This is a genomic window from Kitasatospora sp. SolWspMP-SS2h, from assembly GCF_003259315.1.
Taxonomy (GTDB): domain Bacteria; phylum Actinomycetota; class Actinomycetes; order Streptomycetales; family Streptomycetaceae; genus Kitasatospora; species Kitasatospora fiedleri.
In genome coordinates this window covers 1-21,707 of the sequence record NZ_QLLT01000012.1, presented here as the reverse complement: position 1 = coordinate 21,707, position 21,707 = coordinate 1, and the positions used below count along the sequence as shown (strand labels likewise).

Genomic DNA, 21,707 nt, shown 5'->3' with positions numbered 1-21,707 from the left:
GGGCGCCGAGCGCCCGCCCGACGAGACCGGGGCGGACGCGTGAGCGCCCCGCTGCTGGTGCTGTGCGCGCTCGGGCCCGAGGCCTGGGCGCTGCGCGGCGGTGACTGGTCCGGCGCGGCCGGCGGCCCCCCGGTGCTGGCCCGCACCGGCATGGGCCGCCGGGCCGCCGGGCGGCGGGCCGCCGCCCTGCTCGACGCCGGCGGCTACGGCGCGCTGCTGGTCGCCGGGTTCGGCGCCGCGCTCGGACCCGGGGTGCGCCCCGGCGAGGTGATCGTCGCCGACCGGGTCACCGACGCCGAGGGCGGCGACCACCCGCTGGCCTCCGCGCCCGCGCTGGCCACCGCCCTGGAGGAGGCCGGCCTGCGGGTCCACCTCGGCACCCACCGCACCGCCGACCGCGTGGTGCGCGGCGCCGAACGGGCCCGGCTGCACCGCGCGGGCGCGCTCGCCGTCGACATGGAGGCCGCCGCCGTGCTGGCCGCCCGGGCCGCGCACGCCCCCGACCTGCCCGCGGCCGTGCTGCGGGTGGTGGTCGACACCCCCGAGCGGGAACTGATCCGCCCCGGCACCCTGCCCGCCGGGGTGCGGGCCTGGCAGGCCCTGCGCGCCGCCGTCCCCGCCCTCACCGCGTGGCACCGGCAGGCCGTTGCCGCGCCCGCCCAGCCGACGAACCCACAGCCCTCGACGCTCCCCCAGGAGGCGAGCTAAGCCATGGCCATGCCGCTGCGCCAGACCGTCCGCGTGTCCACCTACCTCATGCAGCAGAAGATCAGGGGCCGGAAGAAGTTCCCACTCATCGTCGAGCTGGAGCCGCTGTTCGCCTGCAACCTCAAGTGCGAGGGCTGCGGGAAGATCCAGCACCCGGCGGGCGTCCTCAAGCAGCGGATGCCGGTCGCCCAGGCGGTCGGCGCGGTCCTGGAGTGCGGGGCCCCGATGGTCTCCATCGCCGGCGGCGAGCCGCTGATGCACCCCCAGATCGACGAGATCGTCCGCCAGCTGGTGGCCCGCCGCAAGTACGTCTTCCTGTGCACCAACGCCCTGCTGCTGCGCAAGAAGCTCGACAAGTTCACCCCTTCGCCGTACTTCACCTTCGCCGTCCACATCGACGGCCTGGAGGAGCGGCACGACGCCTCGGTGGCCAAGGAGGGGACGTTCGCGGAGGCGGTCGAGGCGATCAAGGAGGCCAAGCGGCGGGGCTTCCGGGTCACCACCAACTCGACCTTCTTCAACACCGACACCGCGCAGACCGTGGTCGAGGTGCTGGACTTCCTCAACGACGACCTCAAGGTCGACGAGATGATGATCTCCCCGGCCTACGCCTACGAGAAGGCCCCCGACCAGGAGCACTTCCTCGGCGTCGAGCAGACCCGCGAGCTGTTCCGCAAGGCGTTCGCCGGCGGCAACCGGCGGCGCTGGCGGCTCAACCACAGCCCGCTCTTCCTGGACTTCCTGGAGGGCAAGGTCGACTTCGAGTGCACCGCCTGGGGCATCCCCAACTACTCGCTGTTCGGCTGGCAGCGCCCCTGCTACCTGATGTCGGACGGCTACGTCCCCACCTACGGCGAACTGATCGAGAAGACCGACTGGGACAAGTACGGCCGCGGCCGCGACCCGCGCTGCGACAACTGCATGGCCCACTGCGGCTACGAGCCGACCGCGGTGCTCGCCACCATGGGCTCGCTCAAGGAGTCGATCCGCGCCGCCCGCGAGACGCTCGCCTCGCCCAAGGCGGTCTGACCGGCCGTCAGCCGGCCGCCCGCGCCCGCGCGGGCGGCCCACGCCGACAGGCGACCGCGACCGCCGGGCCGCAGGCTGGACACCGACAGTCCACGCACACCGAACCAGCCGTGAGGGGTACGCCATGCCACTGCTGAGCCGGATCACCGGGCCCGCCGACCTCCGACGCCTGCACCCCGAGCAGCTGCCGCCGCTCGCCGACGAGATCCGCGACTTCCTGATCGACGCCGTCACCCGCACCGGCGGCCACCTCGGCCCCAACCTCGGCGTGGTCGAGCTCAGCATCGCCCTGCACCGGGTCTTCGACTCCCCGCACGACCGCGTGCTGTGGGACACCGGCCACCAGGCGTACGTCCACAAGCTGCTCACCGGCCGGCAGGACTTCGGCCGGCTGCGCGCCAAGGACGGCCTCTCCGGCTACCCCTCGCGGGCCGAGTCCGAGCACGACCTGATCGAGAACTCGCACGCCTCCACCGCGCTCGGCTACGCCGACGGCATCGCCAAGGCCAACCAGCTGCTCGGCGTCGACCGCTGCACCGTCGCGGTGATCGGCGACGGCGCGCTCACCGGCGGCATGGCCTGGGAGGCGCTCAACAACATCGCCGAGGCCGAGGACCGCCCGCTGGTCATCGTCGTCAACGACAACGAGCGCTCCTACGCGCCGACCATCGGCGGCCTGGCCCACCACCTCGCCACCCTGCGCACCACCCGCGGCTACGAGCGCTTCCTCGCCTGGGGCAAGGACGCCCTCCAGCGCACCCCGGTGGTCGGACCGCCGCTGTTCGACGCGCTGCACGGCGCCAAGAAGGGCTTCAAGGACGCCTTCGCCCCGCAGGGCATGTTCGAGGACCTCGGCCTCAAGTACCTCGGCCCGATCGACGGCCACGACATCGCCGCCGTCGAGCAGGCGCTGCGCCAGGCCCGGCACTTCGGCGGGCCCGTCATCGTGCACTGCCTGACCGTCAAGGGCCGCGGCTACCGGCCCGCCGAGCAGGACGAGGCCGACCGCTTCCACGCGGTGGGCCCGATCGACCCGTACACCTGCCTGCCGGTCTCGCCGTCCGTCGGCGCCTCCTGGACGTCCGTGTTCGGGCAGGAGATGCTCGCGCTCGGCGCCGAGCGGCCCGACCTCGTGGCGATCACCGCCGCGATGCTGCACCCGGTCGGGCTCGGCCCGTTCGCCGCGGCCCACCCCGGGCGCACCTACGACGTCGGGATCGCCGAGCAGCACGCGGTGGCCTCCGCCGCCGGCCTGGCCACCGGCGGGCTGCACCCGGTCGTCGCGGTCTACGCGACCTTCCTGAACCGGGCCTTCGACCAGGTCCTGATGGACGTCGCGCTGCACCGGCTCGGCGTCACCTTCGTGCTCGACCGGGCCGGGGTCACCGGCAACGACGGGGCCTCGCACAACGGCATGTGGGACATGTCGATCCTCCAGGTCGTCCCCGGGCTGCGGCTGGCCGCCCCGCGCGACGCCGACCGGCTGCGCGAACAGCTCCGCGAGGCCGTCGCCGTCGAGGACGCCCCCACCGTGGTGCGCTTCCCCAAGGGCGACCTCGGGCCCGCGATCCCGGCGGTCGAGCGGATCGGCGGCGTCGACGTGCTGGCCCGCACCGGGCCCAGCCCCGACGTGCTGCTGGTCGCCGTCGGCCCGATGGCCGCCGCCTGCCTGGACGCCGCCGCACTGCTGGCCGCCGACGGGATCACCGCCACCGTGGTCGACCCGCGCTGGGTCAAGCCGGTCGACCCCGCCCTCGTCGCGCTGGCCGCCGCGCACCGGATGGTGGTCACCGTCGAGGACAACGGCCGGGCCGGCGGCGTCGGCGCGGCCGTCGCCCAGGCCATGCGGGACGCCGAGGTCGACACCCCGCTGCGCGACCTGGGCATCCCGCAGGAGTTCCTGGCGCACGCCTCGCGCGGTGAGATCCTCGAGGAGATCGGGCTCACCGGGACCGGCGTCGCCGCCCAGACCGCCGCCTACGCCCGCCGCCTGCTGCCCGGCACGCGGAGCGGCGCCCAGGAGTACCGGCCCCGGGTGCCGCGCAAGTGACCGATTGGAGCGAACCAGCGTGACCCAGGCCGAACCGCTCGACCTCGCCGCCCTGCTCGACGCCCGGGGCGGCGAGCGCTACGAACTGCACGCCCGCTACCTCAACCCGCAGCTGCCCCGGATGCTGCACACCATCGGCTTCGACCGGTACTACGAACGCGCCAGCGGCCCGTACTTCTACGACGCCGAGGGCAACGAGTACCTCGACATGCTCGCCGGGTTCGGCATCTTCGCGCTCGGCCGGCACCACCCCGCCGTCCGGTCCGCGATCGAACAGGTGATGGAGCTGGAGACGGCCGACCTGACCCGCTTCGACTGCTCCCCGCTGCCCGGCCTGCTCGCCGAGCAGCTGATCGCCCACGCGCCCGGCCTGGACCGGGTGTTCTTCGGCAACAGCGGCACCGAGGCGGTCGAGACGGCGCTCAAGTTCGCCCGGTACGCCACCGGGAAGCGCCGCGTCCTGTACTGCGACCACGCCTTCCACGGCCTCACCGCCGGCTCGCTCTCCGTCAACGGCGAGGGCGGCTTCCGCAAGGGCTTCGACCCGCTGCTGCCCGACACCCCGGTCCCGCTCGGCGACCTGGCCGCGCTGAGGAAGGAGCTCAAGAAGGGCGACGTCGCGGCGCTGATCGTCGAGCCGATCCAGGGCAAGGGCGTGCTCGCCCCGCCGCCCGGCTGGCTGGCCGCCGCCCAGGCGCTGCTGCACGAGCACAAGGCGCTGCTGATCTGCGACGAGGTGCAGACCGGCGTCGGCCGCACCGGCACCTTCTTCGCCTACCAGGCCGAGGAGGGCGTCCACCCCGACCTGGTCTGCGCCGCCAAGGCGCTCTCCGGCGGGTACGTGCCGATCGGGGCGACGCTTGGCAAGTCGTGGATCTTCGAGAAGGTGTACTCCTCGATGGACCGGGTGCTGGTCCACTCCGCCAGCTTCGGCTCCAACGCCCAGGCGATGGCGGCCGGCCTGGCCACCCTGCACGTGATGCGGCAGGAGGGCGTGGTGGAGAACGCCGCGAAGGTCGGCGAGCTGTTCCGGACCAGGCTGGCGGCGCTGACCGAGCGGTACGAGCTGCTCGCCGAGGTGCGCGGGCGCGGACTGATGATCGGCATCGAGTTCGGCCGCCCCAGGTCGCTCAAGCTGCGCACCGGCTGGACGGCGCTGCAGGCCGCCCGCAAGGGCCTGTTCGCGCAGATGGTGGTCGTCCCGCTGCTCCAGCGGCACCGCATCCTCACCCAGGTCTCCGGCGACCACCTGGAGGTGATCAAGCTGATCCCGCCGCTGATCGTCACCGAGAAGGAGGTCGACCGCTTCGTCGACGCCTTCACCGAGGTGATGGACGACGCCCACCGCGGCAGCGGCCTGATGTGGGACTTCGGGCGGACCCTGGTCAAGCAGGCGGTCGGCTCGCGCTGACCGGGCCCGCGGCACCGGCCTGACGGCGCCGGGGGCTCACAGCTCGGTGCGGCGGCGGCGCACCACGACCCACAGGTCCGCCGCCGCCACCAGGGTCAGCACCCCGCAGCCCACCGCGAACAGCACCAGCGTCCCGCTGCTGGGCGCGCCGTGCGGGGAGGCCAGCGCGGCCCAGACCGCGAACCCGGCCGTGCACAGCGCGAAGAACGGCACGAACATCACCGACAGCAGGAACCGCAGCTTCAAGTCACTGCGCGCGGTGACCGGCTCGCTCCCGCTCCGCCACACCTTCGGCGTCCTGGCCCGCCGCATACGCAACCGCCTCCCTCGTACCCTTCCAGGGTAGGACCCCTCGCGGGGCACCACCCTTTCGGGAACGGGGAGGCGGGACGATGGACGACCGGCTGGACGACTATCCGGGGCTGCCGGTGGAACCGGCCCGGGCACTGGCCGCCGAGCGCGGCTGGCGCACCGTGCGGGTGCTGGCGCCGGAGGCGCTGCTGACCATGGAGTACCGCTCGGACCGGCTCAACCTGACGGTGTGCGACGGCGTGGTGGAGCGCGCCTGGGCGGGCTGAGCGGAGGACGGCAGCGGGTGCGGCGGCCACGCCGGGCGGGCCGCCGCCGCCGGGCGGGGCCGGGGCGCGGCGGCCGGGCGGGCGAAGCGGCCCTCCCGGTGCCAGGCGGCCAGCACCCGCCGGTCCAGCGCGGCGACGGCCGGCTCGGCCAGCGGCAGCGAGAGCAGCACCAGCGCGCCCGCCGCCCAGCCCGCGAACACGTCCGAGATCCAGTGGGTGCCCAGGTAGACGGTGGTCAGCCCGATCGAGGCCGCGGTGAGCCCGGCCAGCACGGTGCCGGTGCGCCGCCATCGGGTGGCCAGGTAGGCCAGCACGCCCCAGGTGACCACGGCGTTCGCGGTGTGACCCGAGGGGAAGATGCTGCCGCCGGAGAACAGCTCGGGCGAGCCCACGTAGTGCGCGTAGTGCGGGCCCAGCCGGCCGGTCAGGATCTTCACCCCGCCGACCGTGACGTTCAGCAGCAGCAGCGCCATCCCCATCACCAGCAGCGGCCGGGCGGAGTGCGAGCGGTAGCAGCGCCAGCCCAGCCACAGGCAGGCCGCGATCGCGGTCGGGCCGCGCTGTCCGGCGATCACCCAGATGTCGAGGTAGGGCAGTGCCCCGGGCCACTGCCGGTACGGCCGCAGCTGCTGCAGGAACCAGTCCAGGTCGACCAGCGGGGAGTCGTACAGGATGGCCAGGACCACCACCAGGTAGAGCACCCCGACCAGGCCGAAGAGCAGGGCGTGCCGCCGACTGATCGACGGGAGCGCGGAATCGGTCGTTCCGGTGAGGGAACCGTGTCCGGATCGGACCGGAACCGTGCGCGGTGCGGTCGATATCGGTTGCTCGGGGGATTCGGGCTTGGCTGGCACGGCCTCGACATTACCGGTCGGCCCGGAGAGACCCGGGCTATTCGGCCGATCTGTCACCCGGCGGTGACGTGTCGTCCCCGGTTTCTCCATAGCGGCAGTTCAACCCCCGGGGCCGCGGCGGGGAAAGGGGCGGAGGGTGGGGGAAATCACGCTCCCCGGCGCTCCGGAGCGCCGCATTCCGGCAGTTTCTCCAATAGGCCGGAGGGTAGTGCGGGAACGAATGAGGCGGCCGATTTCCCGTGACCCAGGTCACTTCCGGGTCGCTTCCGGGAAATCGGCCGCCGATCCGAACGGGCGGCGCCGGGCTCAGGGCAGCAGCCGCTCGACGGCCGCCGCGCCCTGCTCCTCCAGCTGCTTCTTGGCCTTCGCGAGCAGCTCCGGGGTGGGGGTGCGCCCCGAGGCCATCACCAGGTCCTCGGGGTCGACCGGGTGCTCGGCCCCGGTGTGCAGCAGGTTGTCGGGCGTCGGCATGGACTCGCTGTCCGTGGAATCGGTCATCAAGATCCTCCGTGGGTGGAGCGCCGGAGGGGCCGGCCCGGCCCCTCCGGCGGGGCGCGCCCGCCGCCGGGCCGGCGGCGGGAGGTCTGCCATCGAGTCTGGACCCGGGCCCCGGACGGCGCACCACGAACGCGCCGCGGGCGTGTCGCGCGCCGCCCGTCCGGCCGTCCGGCGTCGCGCGCCCGGCAGGATCGGCCGGACGGGGCCTAGTCGAGCGGGCCGCCCGCGACGTAGACGACCTGGCCGGAGACGAAGCCGGCACCCTCGGAGGCCAGGAAGGAGATGGTGTGCGCGATGTCGTCCGGCACGCCGACCCGCTGGACCGGGATGGCGGAGGCGGCGGCCTGCTTGAACGCCTCGAACTCCATGCCGACCCGGGCCGCGGTGGCCGCGGTCATGTCGGTGGCGATGAAGCCGGGGGCGACCGCGTTGGCGGTGATGCCGAACTTGCCGAGCTCGATCGCCAGGGTCTTGGTGAAGCCCTGCAGGCCGGCCTTGGCGGCCGAGTAGTTGGCCTGGCCGCGGTTGCCCTGGGCGGAGGAGGAGGAGAGGTTGACGATCCGGCCGAAACCGGCCGCCACCATGTGCTTCTGCACCGCGCGGGTCATCAGGAAGGCGCCCTTGAGGTGGACGTTCATCACGGTGTCCCAGTCCGACTCGGACATCTTGAACAGCAGGTTGTCGCGGAGCACGCCCGCGTTGTTCACCAGGACCACCGGGGTGCCCAGCTCGGCGGCGATCCGGTCCACCGCGGCCTGCACCTGCTCCGCGTCCGAGACGTCCGCGCCGACGGCCAGCGCGCGGCCGCCCGCGGCCTCGATCGCCTCGACGGTGTCCTTGGCGGCGTCCTCCGCCAGGTCGACCACGGCGACGGCGTAACCGTCCGCGGCCAGCCGGAGCGCGGTGGCCGCTCCGATCCCACGGGCCGCACCCGTCACGACGGCCACCCGCACCGGGGCGTCGGCGGTCACGGACGTGCTCTGCTCGGTCATCTTCGTACTCGTCTCTCTCGAAGTCGGACGACGGGACCGGCGCGGGCCGGTGACCCGTGGAGGAGAAATAAAAGGGGTGCGCACAGCGCAGCCCGGCAACCCTACCGACGGGTAGGGTTTCCGGCCAGAGGCAGCGCCGCAGGTGACGGAGGGTGAGGGCGGAAAGCGGCCGAGCGGGTGAACCGGATTGGTCGTGGACCCGACATACGGGGGAAATATGCCAACTTCACCGAACCTGCGACTACTCTGCGCCCCTACCTGCCAGTCCAGGCCGACCGTTTGTATAGTGTGCGCCAGCAGCCACCGGCTGCACGGCCGGCGCGTCCTCACTCACAGCGGGATGCTCACTCGCCGTTACTGCCCCGCTCGGGTGTCCCACACACACCCGGGCGTGACACCGGGACGGATTTCATGGTGCTGGGGGAGATCCCGACAACCCGCGTGCCCGGCCGACTGCAGCAGTCGCCCGGTCACCTCATCCGCGTGGCCCAGCAGGTGCACACCCGCTTGTGGTCCGAATACGTCGGTACCGAGCTGACGGCCCCGCAGTTCGCGGTGCTGCTGGTACTGGCCCTGGAGCCCGGAGCCGACCAGCGCACGGTCGGCGAACGGGCCTCGCTCGACAAGGCGACGATGGCCGAGATGGTCGCCCGGCTGGTCCGGCGGGGCCTGGTGCTCCGCCGCCGGGACCCGGCCGACGGCCGGCGCAAGCTGCTGGCCCTCTCGCAGAACGGCGCTCAGGCCGTGCGCGAGGCGACCGGCGGCGTGGTCCGGGTCCAGCGGACCCTGTTCGAGCCGCTCAGCCCGGAGGAGCAGCTGGAGATCGTCCGGGTGATGGCCCGGATAGCCCGGCTGGAACCCTCCGCGGTCGCCGTGATGGGGGACGCCCGGCCCACGCTGGACGCCCAGCGGGCCATCGGCTACCTGATCCGGGTCGCCCAGCAGGTGCACACCAAGCTCTGGTCGGAGAAGGTCGGCACCGAGCTGACGGCTCCTCAGTACGCGGTGCTGGACGCGCTGGAGACCGAGCCGGGCGCCGACCAGCGCACGGTCGGCGAGCTGGCCTCGCTGGACAAGGCGACGATGGCCGAGATGGTCAGCCGGCTGGTCCGGCGGGGCCTGGTGCTCCGCCGCCGCGACCCCTCGGACGGGCGACGCAACCTGCTCTCGCTCTCCCCGACCGGCCAGGAGCTGCTGCACCGCTCCACCGCCGGGGTCCGCGAGGTCCAGGAGGCGCTGCTCTCCCCGCTGGAGCCGCAGGAGCACGCGCAGGCGCTCGCCCTGCTCGCGAAGGCGGCACGGCTGTAACGATTCTGCAAAGCGTCGCCCGGTCGTTCGGGCGGCGACCGCGCCCCGGACGGTCATGCGGCACCGCCCGGGACGTGTCGGAAGGGGCCGACACCCGAGGGTGTCGGCCCCTTCCGACGTTCACGGACCCGCTCCCGGGTGACTCTGCGTCAGCGGACGGGTCGTCAGTTCCAGTCGAAGGCGGCCGGGTCCGGGCCGATCCGCTGCCCGGTGGCGATCCCGTCGATCGCGGCCAGGTCCTCGGCGTCCAGCTCGAAGCCCGTGACGTCCAGGTTCTCCCGGATCCGGGCGGGGGTGACCGACTTCGGGATGGCGATCACGCCGGACTGCAGGTGCCAGCGCAGCACCACCTGGGCCGCGGTGCGGCCGTGCTTGGCGGCGACGGCCAGCAGGGCGGGCTCGGCCAGCAGGTCCCTGCCCTGGCCCAGCGGGCTCCACGCCTCGGTGGCGATGCCGTGCTCGGCGTGCAGGGCGCGCAGCTCGGCCTGCGGGAAGTAGGGGTGCAGCTCGATCTGGTTGAGCGCCGGCTTCACTTCGGCCTCCTTGAGCAGCAGCTCCAGGTCCGGCACCCGGAAGTTCGAGACGCCGATCGCGCGGACCCGGCCCTCGGCGTGCAGCTGCTCGAAGGCGTGCCAGATGTTCAGGAAGGTGTTGCCGTGCATCGGGCGCGGCCAGTGGATCAGGTAGAGGTCCAGCCGGTCGAGGCCGAGGCGGCCGAGCGACTCGTCGAAGGCGCGCAGCACCCGCTCCCGGCCCTGCTCGCCGGACCAGTCGACGGTGCCGGAGTTCCACAGCTTGGTGGTCACGAACAGCTCGTCGCGGGCCACGCCGGACTCGGCGATCGCCTGGCCGGTGCCCGTCTCGTTCTCGTAGATCGCGGCGGTGTCGATCGAGCGGTAGCCGGCCTCCAGCGCGGTGCGCACCGCCGGGACGGCCTCCTCGTCCGGCACCTGCCAGACGCCGAAGCCGAGCTGCGGGATCCGCGCGCCGTTGTTCAGCGCGATCGAGGGGACCGCGGAGACTGCGGGGACCGGCTCGGGCGAGGGGGTCGAGGGGGTCGAGGTGGTCGGGGGTACTGCGGGGGTGCTGGTCACGGAAGGAGTGCCCTTCGGTTGCGGTTGGCTTCTGCTTCTCTGCTTCCGGAGCGGTGGCAACGGCGGTGAACTCCGGCTTATTCCCCGCGCCGGAGAGTTCCCCGCAAAGGATGAAAGTGGACGGGGCCGACGGCCGGATCGGGCCGGTCCGCCGGAAAACCTGTTGCGTGCGTCACAGCGCGGCGGCCAGGCTCACCGCATGTGATGAGCTGACCACGCCTTCCGCCGCGCACCTCCGACGCGCCGGAGCCCGCACCGGGCCCGGCCGACCGACGCCGCCCGCCCGCGTTCCCCGGCCGGACGTCCCTCCCGCCTCCGGCTCCCCGCTGCCGGCTCCCCGCTGCTGGCCCGCTGTCCTGCCGCGCCCCGTCCGGGCGTCCCCCTGCCCGTCCCGTCCCCCGTAACGGAGCGACCATGCCGCTCGTCCCCCTTCCGCTGCCCGATCCCGGCAGCCCGGACCTCAGCTCACCGCTCGGCTTCCTGCGCTGGCTCGGCCGGGCCCAGCGCCGGGGCCAGCTGCTCGCCACGCTGTGGTGCACCCTGGAGCTCGGCTCGATGGCCGCGCTGCCCGTCGCGGTCGGCTGCGGCGTCCAGGCCGTCGTCGACGGGGACACCCGCGCCCTGCTGACGGCCGGGCTGCTCGCCCTGCTGCTGTCCGCCACGCAGACCGCGATGACGGTGCTGGTGCACCGCCAGGTGGTGTGGAACTGGATCCACGCCGCCTCCCAGGTCCGCCAGTTGGTGGCCCGCCAGGCCTCCGCGCTGGGCGGCGGCCTGAGCCGGCGGATCGCCACCGGCGAGATCGTCGCCGTCTCCAGCGGCGACGTCGAGAAGATCGGCTGGTACGTCGAACTCACCGCCCGGCTGCGCGGCGCGGTGCTGGCCTGGCTCGGCGTCAGCGCCGTGGTGCTGTGGCGCCGGCCCGGCCTCGGGCTGGCCGTGCTGCTCGGGGTGCCCGTGCTGGCCGCCGCGGTGTGGCCGCTGCTCGCGCCGTTCGAGCGGCGCTACACCGAGCAGCGGGCGCTCGGCGGCCGGGCCTCCGAGCTGGCCGCCGACACGGTGGCCGGGCTGCGGGTGCTGCGCGGCATCGGCGGCGAGGAGCTGTTCCTGCGCCGCTACCGGGCCGCCTCCCAGCGGGTCCGGGCCGCCGCCGTCCGCACCGCCCGGACCTGGGCGGTGATGCAGGCCCAGGAGGTGCTGCTGCCCGGCCTGTTCGTCATCGGCGTCACCTGGTACGGCGCCCGGCTGGCCCTCGACGGGTCGATCGGCGTCGGCGAGCTGATCGCCGTCTACGGGGCCACCGCCTTCCTCGCCGCCCCGCTGCGGGTGATCGGCGAGGCCGCGCACGCCTGGAGCGTCGCCCGGGTCTCCGCCGGGCGGGCGGTCAAGGTGCTCTCGCTGACCCGCGAGGGCGGGGCGGCCGGGGGCGGTGGTGACGGAGCGTCAGATCGGTTCCTCGCGGAAGGCGTTGACGTGCCGGGCGCGGACGGCTCTGGCGGGGTGGTGGACGCGGGCGGTGCGGGGGTGGCGGCCGGCTCGGCCGGGGCGGCGGAGCTGGTGCGCCGGGCCGCCCGGTCGGACCTGCACGACCCGGTCAGCGGGCTGACCGTCCGGGCCGGTCGGCTGACCGCCGTGGTCTGCGGGGACCCGGACGCGGCGGGGGAGTTGGCGGCCCGGCTCGGCGGGCGGCCGGTGCTCGCCGAGGGCGAGCGGGCCGAGCCCTCCGCCCGGCTCGGCGGGATCGCCCTGGACGGGGTGCCGCTGGCCGCCGCCCGGGCGGCGGTGCTGGTCCACGACAAGGAGCCGGTACTGCTCTCCGGCACCCTGGCCGACCTGTTCGACGTCCCCCGCTCCGGCCGGATCGGACCCGCCGAGGCGCTGGCCGCCGCCCGCGCGCAGGACGCGCTGGAGGCACTGGCCGAGGGCTCGCCCGAATGCGCGGGCGACCCGATGGCGGCCCGGATCACCGAGCGCGGCCGCTCGCTCTCCGGCGGCCAGCGCCAACGCCTCGCGCTGGCCCGCGCGCTGGTGGCCGACCCGCCGGTGCTGGTGCTCGACGAGCCGACCAGCGCCGTCGACGCCCACACCGAGGCGCGGATCGCCGCGGGCCTGCGCGAACTGCGGGCCGGGCGCACCACGGTGGTCTTCGCCACCAGCCCGCTGCTGCTCGACCAGGCCGACACCGTCCTGCTGCTCCAGCGGGGCCGGGTCGCCGCCACGGGCACCCACCGCGAGCTGATGGCCGCCGAGCCGCGCTACCGGGCCGTCGTCACCCGGGACGAGAGCGCGCCGCCGGAGACCGGCGCGCCGGAGCCGGTGGGCGCGCCGGGGGCGGTGGGGCCGGGCGGTCCGGCGGGGCCGGCCGAGGTGCCGGTGGGCTCGGTGCTGCCGGGGGGTGCGGAGTGAGCGGGCACCCGCCCGGCCCCCGATCAGGCCCGGCGGCCGGCCGCCGTCCGGACGTCCGCCCGATCCGCAGTCGTAGCTGCGGCCGCGGCCGTGGCCGTACTCGTCGCCGCAGCCGCGGTCGAAACCGAAGGAGCACACCGTGAAGCCCCCGAAGATCCACGAGCAGGGGCCGGCCACCACGCTGCCGGTCGGCTCCACCGCGGCCGTGCGGGCGTACGGGCGGATGCTGCTGCGGCGGCACCGCGGGGGCCTGGCGGCGGTGGTGGCGCTGCACGGGACGGCGACGGTGGCGGGGCTGATCGGGCCGGCGGTGCTCGGGTCGCTGGTGCAGTCGCTGTCGGCGGGGAGCGGCGGCGGGCGGGTCGCCGCGGCGATCGGATGGTACCTGGCCGCGCTGGTGGTGCAGACGGTGTTCACCGGGCTGTCGCTGCTGCGCGGCAGCGTGCTCGGCGAGGAGGCGCTGGCCGACCTGCGGGAGGACTTCCTGGTCCGCTCGGTGGCGCTGCCGCTCGGCGTGCTGGAGCGGGCCGGCACCGGGGACCTGGTCTCCCGGGGCACCACCGACATCGACCGGCTGGCCCGCTCGGTCCGCGACGCGGTGCCCGAACTGGTGGTCGCGGTGGTCTCGGTGGTGCTGGTGCTCGGCGCGCTGCTGGTCACCTCGCCGCTGCTGGCCGCCACCGCCGTGCTCGGCCTGCCGCTGCTGCTCCTCACCTCCCGGTGGTACTTCCGCCGGGCCCCGCAGTCCTACCGCAACGAGTCGGCCGGGTACGCGGCGGTCAACACCGTGCTCGCCGAGACGGTCGACGCCGGGCGGACGGTCGAGGCGCTGCGGCTCGGCGACCGCCGGGTGCAGCTGACCGACCGGAAGATCCGCGAGTGGGTCTCCTGGGAGCGGTACACGCTGTGGCTGCGCAGCGTCTGGTTCCCCACCGTGGACGGCACCTACGCGCTGGCCGTGCTCGGCACCCTGGTGCTGGGCGGGCTGTTCGCCCTGCACGGCTGGGTCAGCCCGGGCCGGCTGACCACCGGCGTGCTGTACGCCCAGGCGCTGGTGCACCCGGTCTCCCGGATCCTGCGCTGGTACGACGAGTTGCAGGTCGGGCAGACCTCGCTGGCCCGGCTGGTCGGTGTCCACGAGGTCGCCGAGCCGGAGACCGACGCGGCGCTGCGCCCGGACGGCCGCCGGGTCGAGGCCCGGGAGGTCAGCTTCGGCTACCACGAGGGGGCGGACGTGCTGCGCGACATCACGCTGGACGTCGAGCCGGGCAGCCGGGTGGCCCTGGTCGGACCGTCGGGGGCGGGCAAGTCGACGCTGGGCCGGCTGCTGGCGGGCATCTACGCGCCGGGCCGGGGCCTGGTCACGCTCGGCGGGGCCCCGCTGTCGCGGATGCCGGCCGAGCGGGTGCGCACCGAGGTCGCGCTGGTCAACCAGGAGCACCACGTCTTCGTCGGCACCCTCCGGGACAACCTGCACCTGGCCCGGGCGGAGGCCGACGACACCGAGCTGCGGGCCGCGCTGGCCGCGGTCGACGCCGAGGAGTGGGTGGACGCGCTGCCGGACGGGCTGGACACCGAGGTCGGCTCCGGCGGCGCCGCGCTGACGCCCGCCCAGGCCCAGCAACTGGCGCTGGCCCGGCTGGTGCTGGCCGACCCGCACACCCTGGTGCTGGACGAGGCCACCTCGCTGCTCGACCCGCGGGCGGCCCGGCACCTGGAGCGCTCGCTGTCCCGGGTGCTGGCCGGGCGCACGGTGGTGGCGATCGCCCACCGCCTGCACACCGCGCACGACGCCGATGTGATCGCCGTGGTCGAGCAGGGCCGGATCACCGAGTACGGGCCGCACCCGGAGCTGGTGGCCTCCGGCGGGCCGTACGCGGCGCTCTGGCGGTCCTGGCGCGACGAGGGGTAGCTCCCGGGAGGCGCGGGAGAGAGAAGGGGCGTCGCCCCGGCCGTTCTCACCCGGCCGGGGCGGCGCCGGGCACCGTCAGGCGGGCAGCCGGAACGTGCCGACGATGCTGGTGGCACCGAGCACGTACGGCTGGATGGCGCTGGTGACCTGCTCGTACGTCAGCCCTGCGGACGGCAGGGTGGGGGTGGAGAGCGCGTACAGGGTGAAGACGTAGTGGTGGGGCTGGCCCGTGGCGGGCGGGCAGGGGCCGCCCCAGCCGACCACCGGCATGCCGTTGGTGTCGAAGCTGTTGGCGCCCTGGGTGTACTGGAGGGTGCCGTGGCCGTCGATCCGGGTCGCGGTGCCGGGGATGTCGTAGAGCACCCAGTGGTGCCAGCCGCCCGCGAGCGGGGCGTCCGGGTCGTTCACCAGCAGGGCGTAGCCGAGAGTCCCGGCGGGGGCGTTGCGCCAGTTCAGTCGGGGAGCCAGGTTCTTGCCCTGGCAGGGCGCGCCCTCGGAGCCCGGCCCGCCGAACTCCGTCCACTTCGGCAGCTTGCCGCCGTCCCGGAAGTCCGGGCTGGTGAGGGTGAAGGGCGTGAGCCGGGAGGCTCCGGAGGCGGCGTCCGCAGTGGCCGTCGGAGTGGCGGCACCGATCAGCGCGCAGCTGACGGCCAGTGCGGCGGCGAGGGCGGCGGCGTGCCGCTTGGGTCGGCGGGATGCGATCAACTTCTCCCCCGTGCAGTCGAGTTGATGAGCCGCCCCGGTGACGGCGAGTGTCAGCCAAGCGGTGTTCCGGCGGACGGTCAAGAGGGCGCCCGAGCGGGCGGTCGGGGGGAGGGCGGGGCGGCGCGGCCCCGGGCGCGGGTGCGGCCGGGGCGCCGGTGCGACGATCCGCCGGATGTGGCGCGGACGGGTGAACGGGCGGGCGAATGGCGGCCGGCGGCGGGGTGGCGCGGTGGGCGGTGGGCGGGCCGGGCGCAGACTGCGGGGGTGACCAAGACATCAGGTGGTTCTCCGTCAGGCACCCAGCGCAACGAGATCGCGGGGATTCCGACCCGGTACATCGGGATCGGCGTCATCGTGGTGCTGGCGATCTGGTTCCTGTTCGCCAACCTGGAGAAGGTGAGGATCCAGTTCTGGGTGTTCACCGTCACCTGCCCGCTGTGGATCGCACTGCTGGCGACGCTGCTGGCCGGGACGGCGCTGGGCTGGCTGCTGAAGGGGCGGCGCGCCAGGTGACGGCCCCGGGGGAGGGCGCCGGGGCGGCACCGGGAGGGGTGCCGGAAGGAGCGCCGGGCGGTCCGGTGGGGGAGCCGCTGATCGAACTGCGCGGGGTGAACAAGCACTTCGGGCAGCTGCACGTGCTCCAGGACATCGACCTGGTGGTGGGCCGGGGCGAGGTCGTGGTGGTGATCGGCCCCTCCGGGTCGGGCAAGTCCACGCTGTGCCGGGCGATCAACCGGCTGGAGACGGTGGAGAGCGGCAGCATCCTGATCGAGGGGCGGCCGCTGCCCGCGGAGGGCAAGGGCCTGGCGAAGCTGCGCGCCGAGGTGGGGATGGTGTTCCAGTCCTTCAACCTGTTCGCGCACAAGACGGTGCTGCAGAACGTGACGCTGGCCCAGGTCAAGGTCCGCAAGCGCGGGAAGGCCGAGGCGGAGGCCAAGGGCCGCCGACTGCTGGAGCGGGTCGGGCTGGAGGCGCACGCGGCCAAGTACCCGGCGCAGCTGTCCGGCGGCCAGCAGCAGCGGGTGGCGATCGCCCGGGCGCTGGCGATGGACCCGAAGGCGCTGCTGTTCGACGAGCCGACCTCCGCGCTCGACCCCGAGATGATCAACGAGGTGCTGGAGGTGATGCGCTCGCTGGCCGCCGAGGGCATGACCATGGTGGTGGTGACCCACGAGATGGGCTTCGCCCGGTCGGCCGCCAACCGCGTGGTGTTCATGGCGGACGGGCGGATCGTCGAGGACCGCGTCCCCGAGGAGTTCTTCGCCGACCCGCGCAGCGAACGGGCCCGGGACTTCCTCTCCAAGATCCTGAAGCACTGAGGTGGTCCGGGTGAGGAGACGCCTCGCGCCGCTGCTCGCGGTGCTCGCGGTGCTCGCGGTCCTGGCGGCGCTGGTGGGCCTGTCCGGCTGCGGCAAGGAGGGCACCCCGCCGCCGAAGGGCCCGCAGGCCGGCGCGCTGCCCAGCTACCAGGTGCGCGGCGGCGACGCCGTCACCGGCTCGCCGACCCTGGACGCGGCCCGCGCCCGCGGCCACCTGGTGGTGGGCGCCAAGGAGGACCAGCCGTACCTGGGGCAGAAGAACCCGGCGACCGGCGAGTACTCCGGCTTCGACATCGAGATCGCCAGGATGGTCGGCGCCGACCTGGGCTTCGCCCCGGAGCAGATCGAGTTCCGCACCATCGCCTCCGCCAACCGCGAGACGGCGCTGCAGAACGGACAGGTCGACTACTACGTGGGCACCTACACCATCAACGACAACCGCAAGAAGCTGGTCGGCTTCGCCGGGCCGTACTTCATCGCCGGGCAGTCCCTGCTGGTCCGCAAGGACGAGACCGGGATCGACGGGCCGCAGGACCTGGCCGGGCGGAAGGTCTGCTCGGCCGCCGGGGCGACCCCGTACCAGCGCATCCAGCAGGACTACCCGAAGGCGAAGCTGATCGGCTACGACACCTACTCGGCCTGCGTGGACAACCTGATCACCGGCCAGGTCGACGCGGTGACCACCGACAACGCGATCCTGCAGGGCTACGCGGCGAAGGTCCCGGACGAGTTGAAGATCGCCGGGCAGCCGTTCTCCACCGAGCCGTACGGCATCGGCGTGCCGAAGAACGACACCGCGCTGCGCCTGGCACTGGACGACGCGCTGGAGCGGCACGAGCGGAACGGCGACTGGAAGAAGGCGTACGAGGCGACGCTCGGCCTGTCCGGGGTGCCCGCGCCCGAGCCGCCGGCCGTCGACCGGTACCAGTAGAGGGAGGAGGACAGGTGAACGTCCTGACCGACAACTGGTCCACGTACTGGCACGGGTTCCTCGGCACGCTGTGGCTGACCCTGGTGAGCGCGGCGCTGTCGCTGGTGCTCGGGGTGGTGGTCGCGGGCTTCCGGGTGTCGCCGGTCAAGCCGCTGCGGGCGTTCGGCACCGGGTGGGTGACGGTGCTGCGCAACACGCCGCTGACGCTGCTGTTCTTCATCGTGGTGCTGGGCCTGCCCCGGTTCGACATCACGCTGCCGTTCTTCACCTTCGCGGTGCTCGCGCTGGGCTGCTACACCTCGGCGTTCGTCTGCGAGACGCTGCGCTCCGGGGTGAACACGGTGCCGGTCGGGCAGGGCGAGGCGGCCCGCAGCCTGGGCCTGACCTTCACCCAGACGCTGGGCCTGGTGATCCTGCCGCAGGCGTACCGGGCGGTGGTCGCCCCGCTGGGCAGCGTGATGATCGCGCTGGCCAAGAACACCGCGATCGCCGGGTCGTTCAGCGTGGTCGAACTGCTCGGCACCTACCGGACCCTCAACGAGCTGGGCTACAGCATCGTCTGGACCTTCGTCTGGATCGCGCTCGGGTACCTGGTCCTGACGCTGGCGATCAGCGCCCTGTTCAACCTGCTGGAACGACGGGTGGCGGTGTCCCGATGACGGTGGAGTCCTCCGCGCTGTACGACGTCCCCGGCCCGAAGGCGCTGGCCCGGCACCGGCTGTACGGGTGGCTGGCGCTGCTGCTGATCGTCGCGGTGATCGGCTGGGTGGTCTACATGCTGTTCCACACCCAGCAGTTCACGTACCAGAAGTGGATGCCCTTCGAGTACAAGGGCGTCCAGGAGCTGCTGCTGCGCGGCCTGGCCAACACCCTGAAGGCCTTCGGCTGGACGGCCCTGTTCGCGCTGCCCTTCGGCGCGCTGTTCGCCGCCGGCCGGCTCTCCGAGCACCGGGTGGTGCGCTGGGTCTCCACCGTGGTGGTGGAGTTCTTCCGGGCGATGCCGCTGCTGGTGATGATCTTCTTCATCTTCGTCGCGCTCAAGGCGCCGCCGATGTGGGCGCTGGTCGCCGGGCTGACGCTGTACAACGGCTCGGTGCTGGCCGAGGTGTTCCGGGCCGGGGTGCTCGCGGTGCCCGGGGGGCAGCGGGAGGCGGCGTACGCGCTGGGGCTGCGCAAGACCCAGGTGATGGCGTACGTGCTGGTGCCGCAGGCGAACCGGGCGATGCTGCCGACCATCGTCAGCCAGCTGGTGGTGGCGCTTAAGGACACCTCGCTCGGGTTCCTGATCACCTACGAGGAGTTCCTGCACGCCGGGAAGCTGATCGCCACCAACCTCGACTACGACCTGCCGTTCATTCCGGTGGTCATGGTGATCGCCCCGGTCTACATCGGGATGTGTCTGCTGCTCTCCTGGTTCGCCAAGTGGCTGGAGCGGCGCGGGCGGCGCAGCCCGAAGGTGAAGGGCGGCGCGCCGGTCGCGCCGGCCGGGTCCACGCCCGATCCGCAGGGGTAGCCCACGGTGACCGGCCGGGTCGGTTAGGGTCAGTGGGTCAACGACCGGTGCCGACCTTCCCAGGAGTTGCCGCATGTCCGTGCTGCCCAGCCGTCAGGGCCTGTCCGAGGCCGAGGTGCTCGACCGGCGGGAGAGCGCGAGCGGCGAGGTGGTGCTGCGGCGGCGCGGGGAGCACTGCGAGGTCATCGTGAACGGCTGCTTCCTGATGGACACCGTCGACGGCCGCTCCGAACGGCTGCTGGTGCGGGCCGCGCTGGACGGGCTGGCGGCGGTGGACCGCCCCAGCGTGCTGATCGGCGGGCTGGGCGTCGGCTTCTCGCTGGCGCACGCCGCCGCCGAGCCGCGCTGGGCGCGGATCGCGGTGGTCGAGCGCGAGGCGGCGATCATCGACTGGCACCGCACCGGCCCGCTCGGCGCGTTCTCCGCCGGGGCGCTGGACGACCCCCGGGTGGAGGTGCTGCACACCGACCTGGTCGAGTACCTCGGGCGGGACGGGGAGCGCTACGACGCGCTCTGCCTCGACGTCGACAACGGCCCCGACTGGACGGTCGGCACCGAGAACGGCCGCCTGTACGCCCCGGCCGGGCTGGCCTCCGCCGCCGCCCGGCTCAACCCCGGCGGGATGCTGGCGGTGTGGAGCGCCCAGCCGTCCGCCGCCTTCGAACGGGCGCTGCGGGAGGCCGGGTTCACCGGCGTGCGGACCGAGGAGGTGCCGGTCGAGCGCGGCGTGCCCGATGTGGTGCACCTGGCGCGCCGCGCCTGACCGACCGTCAATCGGCCTGCTGTTTAAGCCCGTTGGTGGTGTCGCGCGGCACGACCGTCCGGCCGTGGCCGTCGCCCGTGCCCCGGTCCTGGCCCTGGTGGAAGACCGCGGTGGGCTCGGCCGCGTGCGCGGCCCCGGCCGGCAGGGACACCGCCGCGGCGGGGCGAGCGGGTTGCCGACGGCGAGGAGGGGCGGCGGACTCCTCGGCCGTCGAGGGCCCGGAGGTCCTGTGCCATCGGAGGGTAGGGATCGGGTAATGGAATGGCAATGGGTCCGGGCCGCGCCGAAGTTTCCGCGAGGGGGAGGGGAGCCGGGGGTTTGAGCGGCGGGTCCTCCGGGGTTGCGGTCGCGGGGGAGGACGGGCGGGGCGCGGGCGGGGGCGGGGAGTGCGTGAGGGTGATGTGTGTGACACGCGTTCCCATCGAGCCGGTCGGTGCGGCATGATCATTGGCATGCTCGAACGTGAGATCGAACTGTTGGCACAACTCCTGGCGGAGTTCGAGGCCCTGCGGTTCCCCCAGGGCTGGCACGACCGGGAACCCGGCGGCACATGCCTCCTCACCCTCGCCGCCACCCTCACCGCCTGCACCGCCGCCGCCCTCGACGGCCCGCTCGCCACCCGCCACCGCGAGCACCTGAGCCAGCGCCTCGCCCTCCTCGCCGACCTGCTGCCCGTCTTCGCCGCCGACTCGTACGCCACCGGCTACTTCGTCGCGCTCTACCGGATGGCCTCGCTCGCCGAGGAAGTCGACGACCGGCGGGCGGGGGAGACCGGCTGACGGGCGGCGGGGCGGCGGGGCGGCGGGGCGGCGGAAAGGCGAACGGCGAGCCGGGGACCGGCTCGCCGTTCGGTGGGGCGGGTGCGGGATCAGCCGAAGGGGCTGCTCGCGGGCGGGGGCGGCGGCGTCTGGGCCGGGGCGTTGGCGCGCGGAGCCGCCGCGGCGAAGGGGTTGAAGTCCGGCGGCGGGACCTTGACCAGCCGTCCCTTGGTCGGATCGGCCTCCTCCGGCTCCTCGGCGGGGGCTTCGGCGGCGGTGGTGCCGGCGGGGGCGGCCGCGCCGAAGGGGTTGAAGTCCGGCGGCGGGACGTTGACCAGCCGTCCCTTGGTCGGGTCCGCCGGCTCCGCCGGGGCGGCCGGCGCCGGGACCACGGGCGGGGCGCTCGGACGCGGCGGGATGTTCGCGGCCGGGGCACTCGGAGACGGCGTGGCCACGGTGCCGAACGGGTCGGACGGCTCGGCGGAGAGCGTCGTCCCGAACGGGTCGGCGCTGGCCGGACGCGGGGCGGGCGCCACCGGGGCGGCGTCGGGAGCCGGGGCGGCGGGGGCGGCTGCGGTGGTGGTGCGGGGGGCCGCGGAGGCGAAGGGGTTGAAGTCGGCCGGGGGGACCTTGACGAGTCGGCCCTTGGTGGGGTCGGCCTCCTCCCGCTCCTCGGTGGCGGCGGCCGGTGCGGCGGGGGCCGTGGAGGCGAAGGGGTTGAAGTCCGGGGGTGGAACGTTGACCAGGCGGCCCTTGGTGGGGTCGGCCTGTTCCGGTTCGGGGGTCGGTTCCGGTGCGGCGGGGGCGGGGGTCGGGGCGCCGAAGGGGTCGCTGCCTGCGAACGGGTCGGCGGCGGGGGCCGGTGCGGCGGGGGCCGG

20 protein-coding genes and 1 pseudogene are annotated in these 21,707 nt (G+C 74.2%); 14 read left to right on the top strand and 7 right to left on the bottom strand.

The window, feature by feature from the left end:
• Positions 1-39 precede the first annotated feature (39 nt).
• The 4 genes from K353_RS16295 (at position 40) to K353_RS16280 (ending at position 5,198) form a co-directional block, all read left to right on the top strand.
• Positions 40-708, top strand: coding sequence for a 1-hydroxy-2-methyl-2-butenyl 4-diphosphate reductase (locus tag K353_RS16295; RefSeq protein ID WP_111554320.1), 669 nt, complete (start codon positions 40-42; stop codon positions 706-708).
• A 3-nt stretch (positions 709-711) separates the two neighbouring features.
• Complete coding sequence (hpnH, locus tag K353_RS16290) at positions 712-1,737, top strand: adenosyl-hopene transferase HpnH (protein WP_111554319.1); 1,026 nt, start codon at positions 712-714, stop codon at positions 1,735-1,737.
• A gap of 124 nt (positions 1,738-1,861) precedes the next feature.
• The gene (gene dxs / locus K353_RS16285; RefSeq protein ID WP_111554318.1) at positions 1,862-3,787 is read left to right on the top strand and encodes a 1-deoxy-D-xylulose-5-phosphate synthase; all 1,926 of its coding nucleotides are present in this window, start codon (positions 1,862-1,864) and stop codon (positions 3,785-3,787) included.
• Positions 3,788-3,806: 19 nt separating this feature from the next.
• On the top strand, positions 3,807-5,198 hold the full coding sequence (locus K353_RS16280) for an aspartate aminotransferase family protein (protein ID WP_111554317.1): 1,392 nt from the start codon (positions 3,807-3,809) through the stop codon (positions 5,196-5,198).
• Between the two features lie 36 nt (positions 5,199-5,234).
• On the opposite strand, the gene K353_RS16275 is transcribed toward K353_RS16280, so the two are convergent.
• From K353_RS16275 to fabG, 4 genes are all read right to left on the bottom strand, one after another.
• On the bottom strand, positions 5,235-5,510 hold the full coding sequence (locus tag K353_RS16275; RefSeq protein ID WP_111554316.1) for a DUF6343 family protein: 276 nt from the start codon (positions 5,508-5,510) through the stop codon (positions 5,235-5,237).
• Positions 5,511-5,610: 100 nt separating this feature from the next.
• On the bottom strand, positions 5,611-6,630 hold the full coding sequence (locus K353_RS37170) for a phosphatase PAP2 family protein (protein ID WP_370447610.1): 1,020 nt from the start codon (positions 6,628-6,630) through the stop codon (positions 5,611-5,613).
• A gap of 306 nt (positions 6,631-6,936) precedes the next feature.
• Positions 6,937-7,128, bottom strand: a complete 192-nt coding sequence (locus tag K353_RS16265; RefSeq protein WP_100835514.1) for a hypothetical protein — start codon at positions 7,126-7,128, stop codon at positions 6,937-6,939.
• Between the two features lie 206 nt (positions 7,129-7,334).
• On the bottom strand, positions 7,335-8,120 hold the full coding sequence (fabG, locus tag K353_RS16260; protein ID WP_111554315.1) for a 3-oxoacyl-ACP reductase FabG: 786 nt from the start codon (positions 8,118-8,120) through the stop codon (positions 7,335-7,337).
• A gap of 507 nt (positions 8,121-8,627) precedes the next feature.
• Here fabG and K353_RS35630 point away from each other — a divergent pair.
• The gene (locus K353_RS35630; protein ID WP_233533620.1) at positions 8,628-9,428 is read left to right on the top strand and encodes a MarR family winged helix-turn-helix transcriptional regulator; all 801 of its coding nucleotides are present in this window, start codon (positions 8,628-8,630) and stop codon (positions 9,426-9,428) included.
• A gap of 164 nt (positions 9,429-9,592) precedes the next feature.
• Here K353_RS35630 and K353_RS16245 read toward each other — a convergent pair whose 3' ends face one another.
• Complete coding sequence (locus K353_RS16245) at positions 9,593-10,432, bottom strand: aldo/keto reductase (protein WP_111554473.1); 840 nt, start codon at positions 10,430-10,432, stop codon at positions 9,593-9,595.
• A gap of 504 nt (positions 10,433-10,936) precedes the next feature.
• On the opposite strand from K353_RS16245, the gene K353_RS16240 reads away from it, so the two are divergent.
• Together K353_RS16240 and K353_RS16235 are read left to right on the top strand one after the other, a co-directional pair.
• Positions 10,937-12,928, top strand: a complete 1,992-nt coding sequence (locus K353_RS16240; protein ID WP_111554314.1) for an ABC transporter ATP-binding protein — start codon at positions 10,937-10,939, stop codon at positions 12,926-12,928.
• A 139-nt stretch (positions 12,929-13,067) separates the two neighbouring features.
• Positions 13,068-14,840: an ABC transporter ATP-binding protein gene (locus tag K353_RS16235; protein WP_111554313.1), complete on the top strand. Its 1,773-nt coding sequence runs from the start codon at positions 13,068-13,070 to the stop codon at positions 14,838-14,840.
• Between the two features lie 75 nt (positions 14,841-14,915).
• On the opposite strand, the gene K353_RS16230 is transcribed toward K353_RS16235, so the two are convergent.
• Complete coding sequence (locus K353_RS16230; protein WP_158585418.1) at positions 14,916-15,545, bottom strand: YbhB/YbcL family Raf kinase inhibitor-like protein; 630 nt, start codon at positions 15,543-15,545, stop codon at positions 14,916-14,918.
• 264 nt (positions 15,546-15,809) lie between these two features.
• Between K353_RS16230 and K353_RS16225 the strand changes: the two genes are divergently transcribed.
• From K353_RS16225 to K353_RS16195, 7 genes are all read left to right on the top strand, one after another.
• Entirely contained in the window at positions 15,810-16,058 is a 249-nt protein-coding gene (locus K353_RS16225; RefSeq protein ID WP_100835509.1) for a LapA family protein, read from the top strand.
• Between the two features lie 65 nt (positions 16,059-16,123).
• Positions 16,124-16,864: an amino acid ABC transporter ATP-binding protein gene (locus K353_RS16220; RefSeq protein WP_111554311.1), complete on the top strand. Its 741-nt coding sequence runs from the start codon at positions 16,124-16,126 to the stop codon at positions 16,862-16,864.
• Position 16,865: 1 nt separating this feature from the next.
• Entirely contained in the window at positions 16,866-17,795 is a 930-nt protein-coding gene (locus tag K353_RS16215) for a glutamate ABC transporter substrate-binding protein (protein WP_111554310.1), read from the top strand.
• A gap of 14 nt (positions 17,796-17,809) precedes the next feature.
• On the top strand, positions 17,810-18,454 hold the full coding sequence (locus K353_RS16210) for an amino acid ABC transporter permease (protein WP_111554309.1): 645 nt from the start codon (positions 17,810-17,812) through the stop codon (positions 18,452-18,454).
• Positions 18,451-19,308 (top strand): amino acid ABC transporter permease, encoded by an 858-nt coding sequence (locus tag K353_RS16205; RefSeq protein ID WP_111554308.1) that lies wholly within the window; start codon positions 18,451-18,453, stop codon positions 19,306-19,308. Before K353_RS16210 ends, K353_RS16205 begins: the two co-directional genes overlap by 4 nt.
• Before the next feature lie 73 nt (positions 19,309-19,381).
• Positions 19,382-20,071, top strand: a complete 690-nt coding sequence (locus K353_RS16200; RefSeq protein ID WP_111554307.1) for a spermidine synthase — start codon at positions 19,382-19,384, stop codon at positions 20,069-20,071.
• Positions 20,072-20,523: 452 nt separating this feature from the next.
• A complete protein-coding gene (locus tag K353_RS16195; protein ID WP_111554306.1) occupies positions 20,524-20,850 on the top strand; it encodes a hypothetical protein in 327 nt (108 codons plus the stop codon).
• An 89-nt stretch (positions 20,851-20,939) separates the two neighbouring features.
• On the opposite strand, the pseudogene K353_RS34380 reads toward K353_RS16195, so the two are convergent.
• Positions 20,940-21,707 (bottom strand): annotated as a pseudogene (locus K353_RS34380) (hypothetical protein); the annotation flags it as partial.

Excerpts from the sequence above, each read along its gene's own strand:
- hpnH (WP_111554319.1), top strand. The coding sequence starts at position 712 with ATGGCCATGCCGCTGCGCCAGACCGTCCGCGTGTCCACCTACCTCATG.
- K353_RS16240 (WP_111554314.1), top strand. The coding sequence starts at position 10,937 with ATGCCGCTCGTCCCCCTTCCGCTGCCCGATCCCGGCAGCCCGGACCTC.
- dxs (WP_111554318.1), top strand. The coding sequence starts at position 1,862 with ATGCCACTGCTGAGCCGGATCACCGGGCCCGCCGACCTCCGACGCCTG.
- fabG (WP_111554315.1), bottom strand. The coding sequence starts at position 8,120 with ATGACCGAGCAGAGCACGTCCGTGACCGCCGACGCCCCGGTGCGGGTG.
- K353_RS16200 (WP_111554307.1), top strand. The coding sequence starts at position 19,382 with ATGTCCGTGCTGCCCAGCCGTCAGGGCCTGTCCGAGGCCGAGGTGCTC.
- K353_RS16275 (WP_111554316.1), bottom strand. The coding sequence starts at position 5,510 with ATGCGGCGGGCCAGGACGCCGAAGGTGTGGCGGAGCGGGAGCGAGCCG.
- K353_RS16195 (WP_111554306.1), top strand. The coding sequence starts at position 20,524 with ATGCTCGAACGTGAGATCGAACTGTTGGCACAACTCCTGGCGGAGTTC.
- K353_RS16205 (WP_111554308.1), top strand. The coding sequence starts at position 18,451 with ATGACGGTGGAGTCCTCCGCGCTGTACGACGTCCCCGGCCCGAAGGCG.
- K353_RS16265 (WP_100835514.1), bottom strand. The coding sequence starts at position 7,128 with ATGACCGATTCCACGGACAGCGAGTCCATGCCGACGCCCGACAACCTG.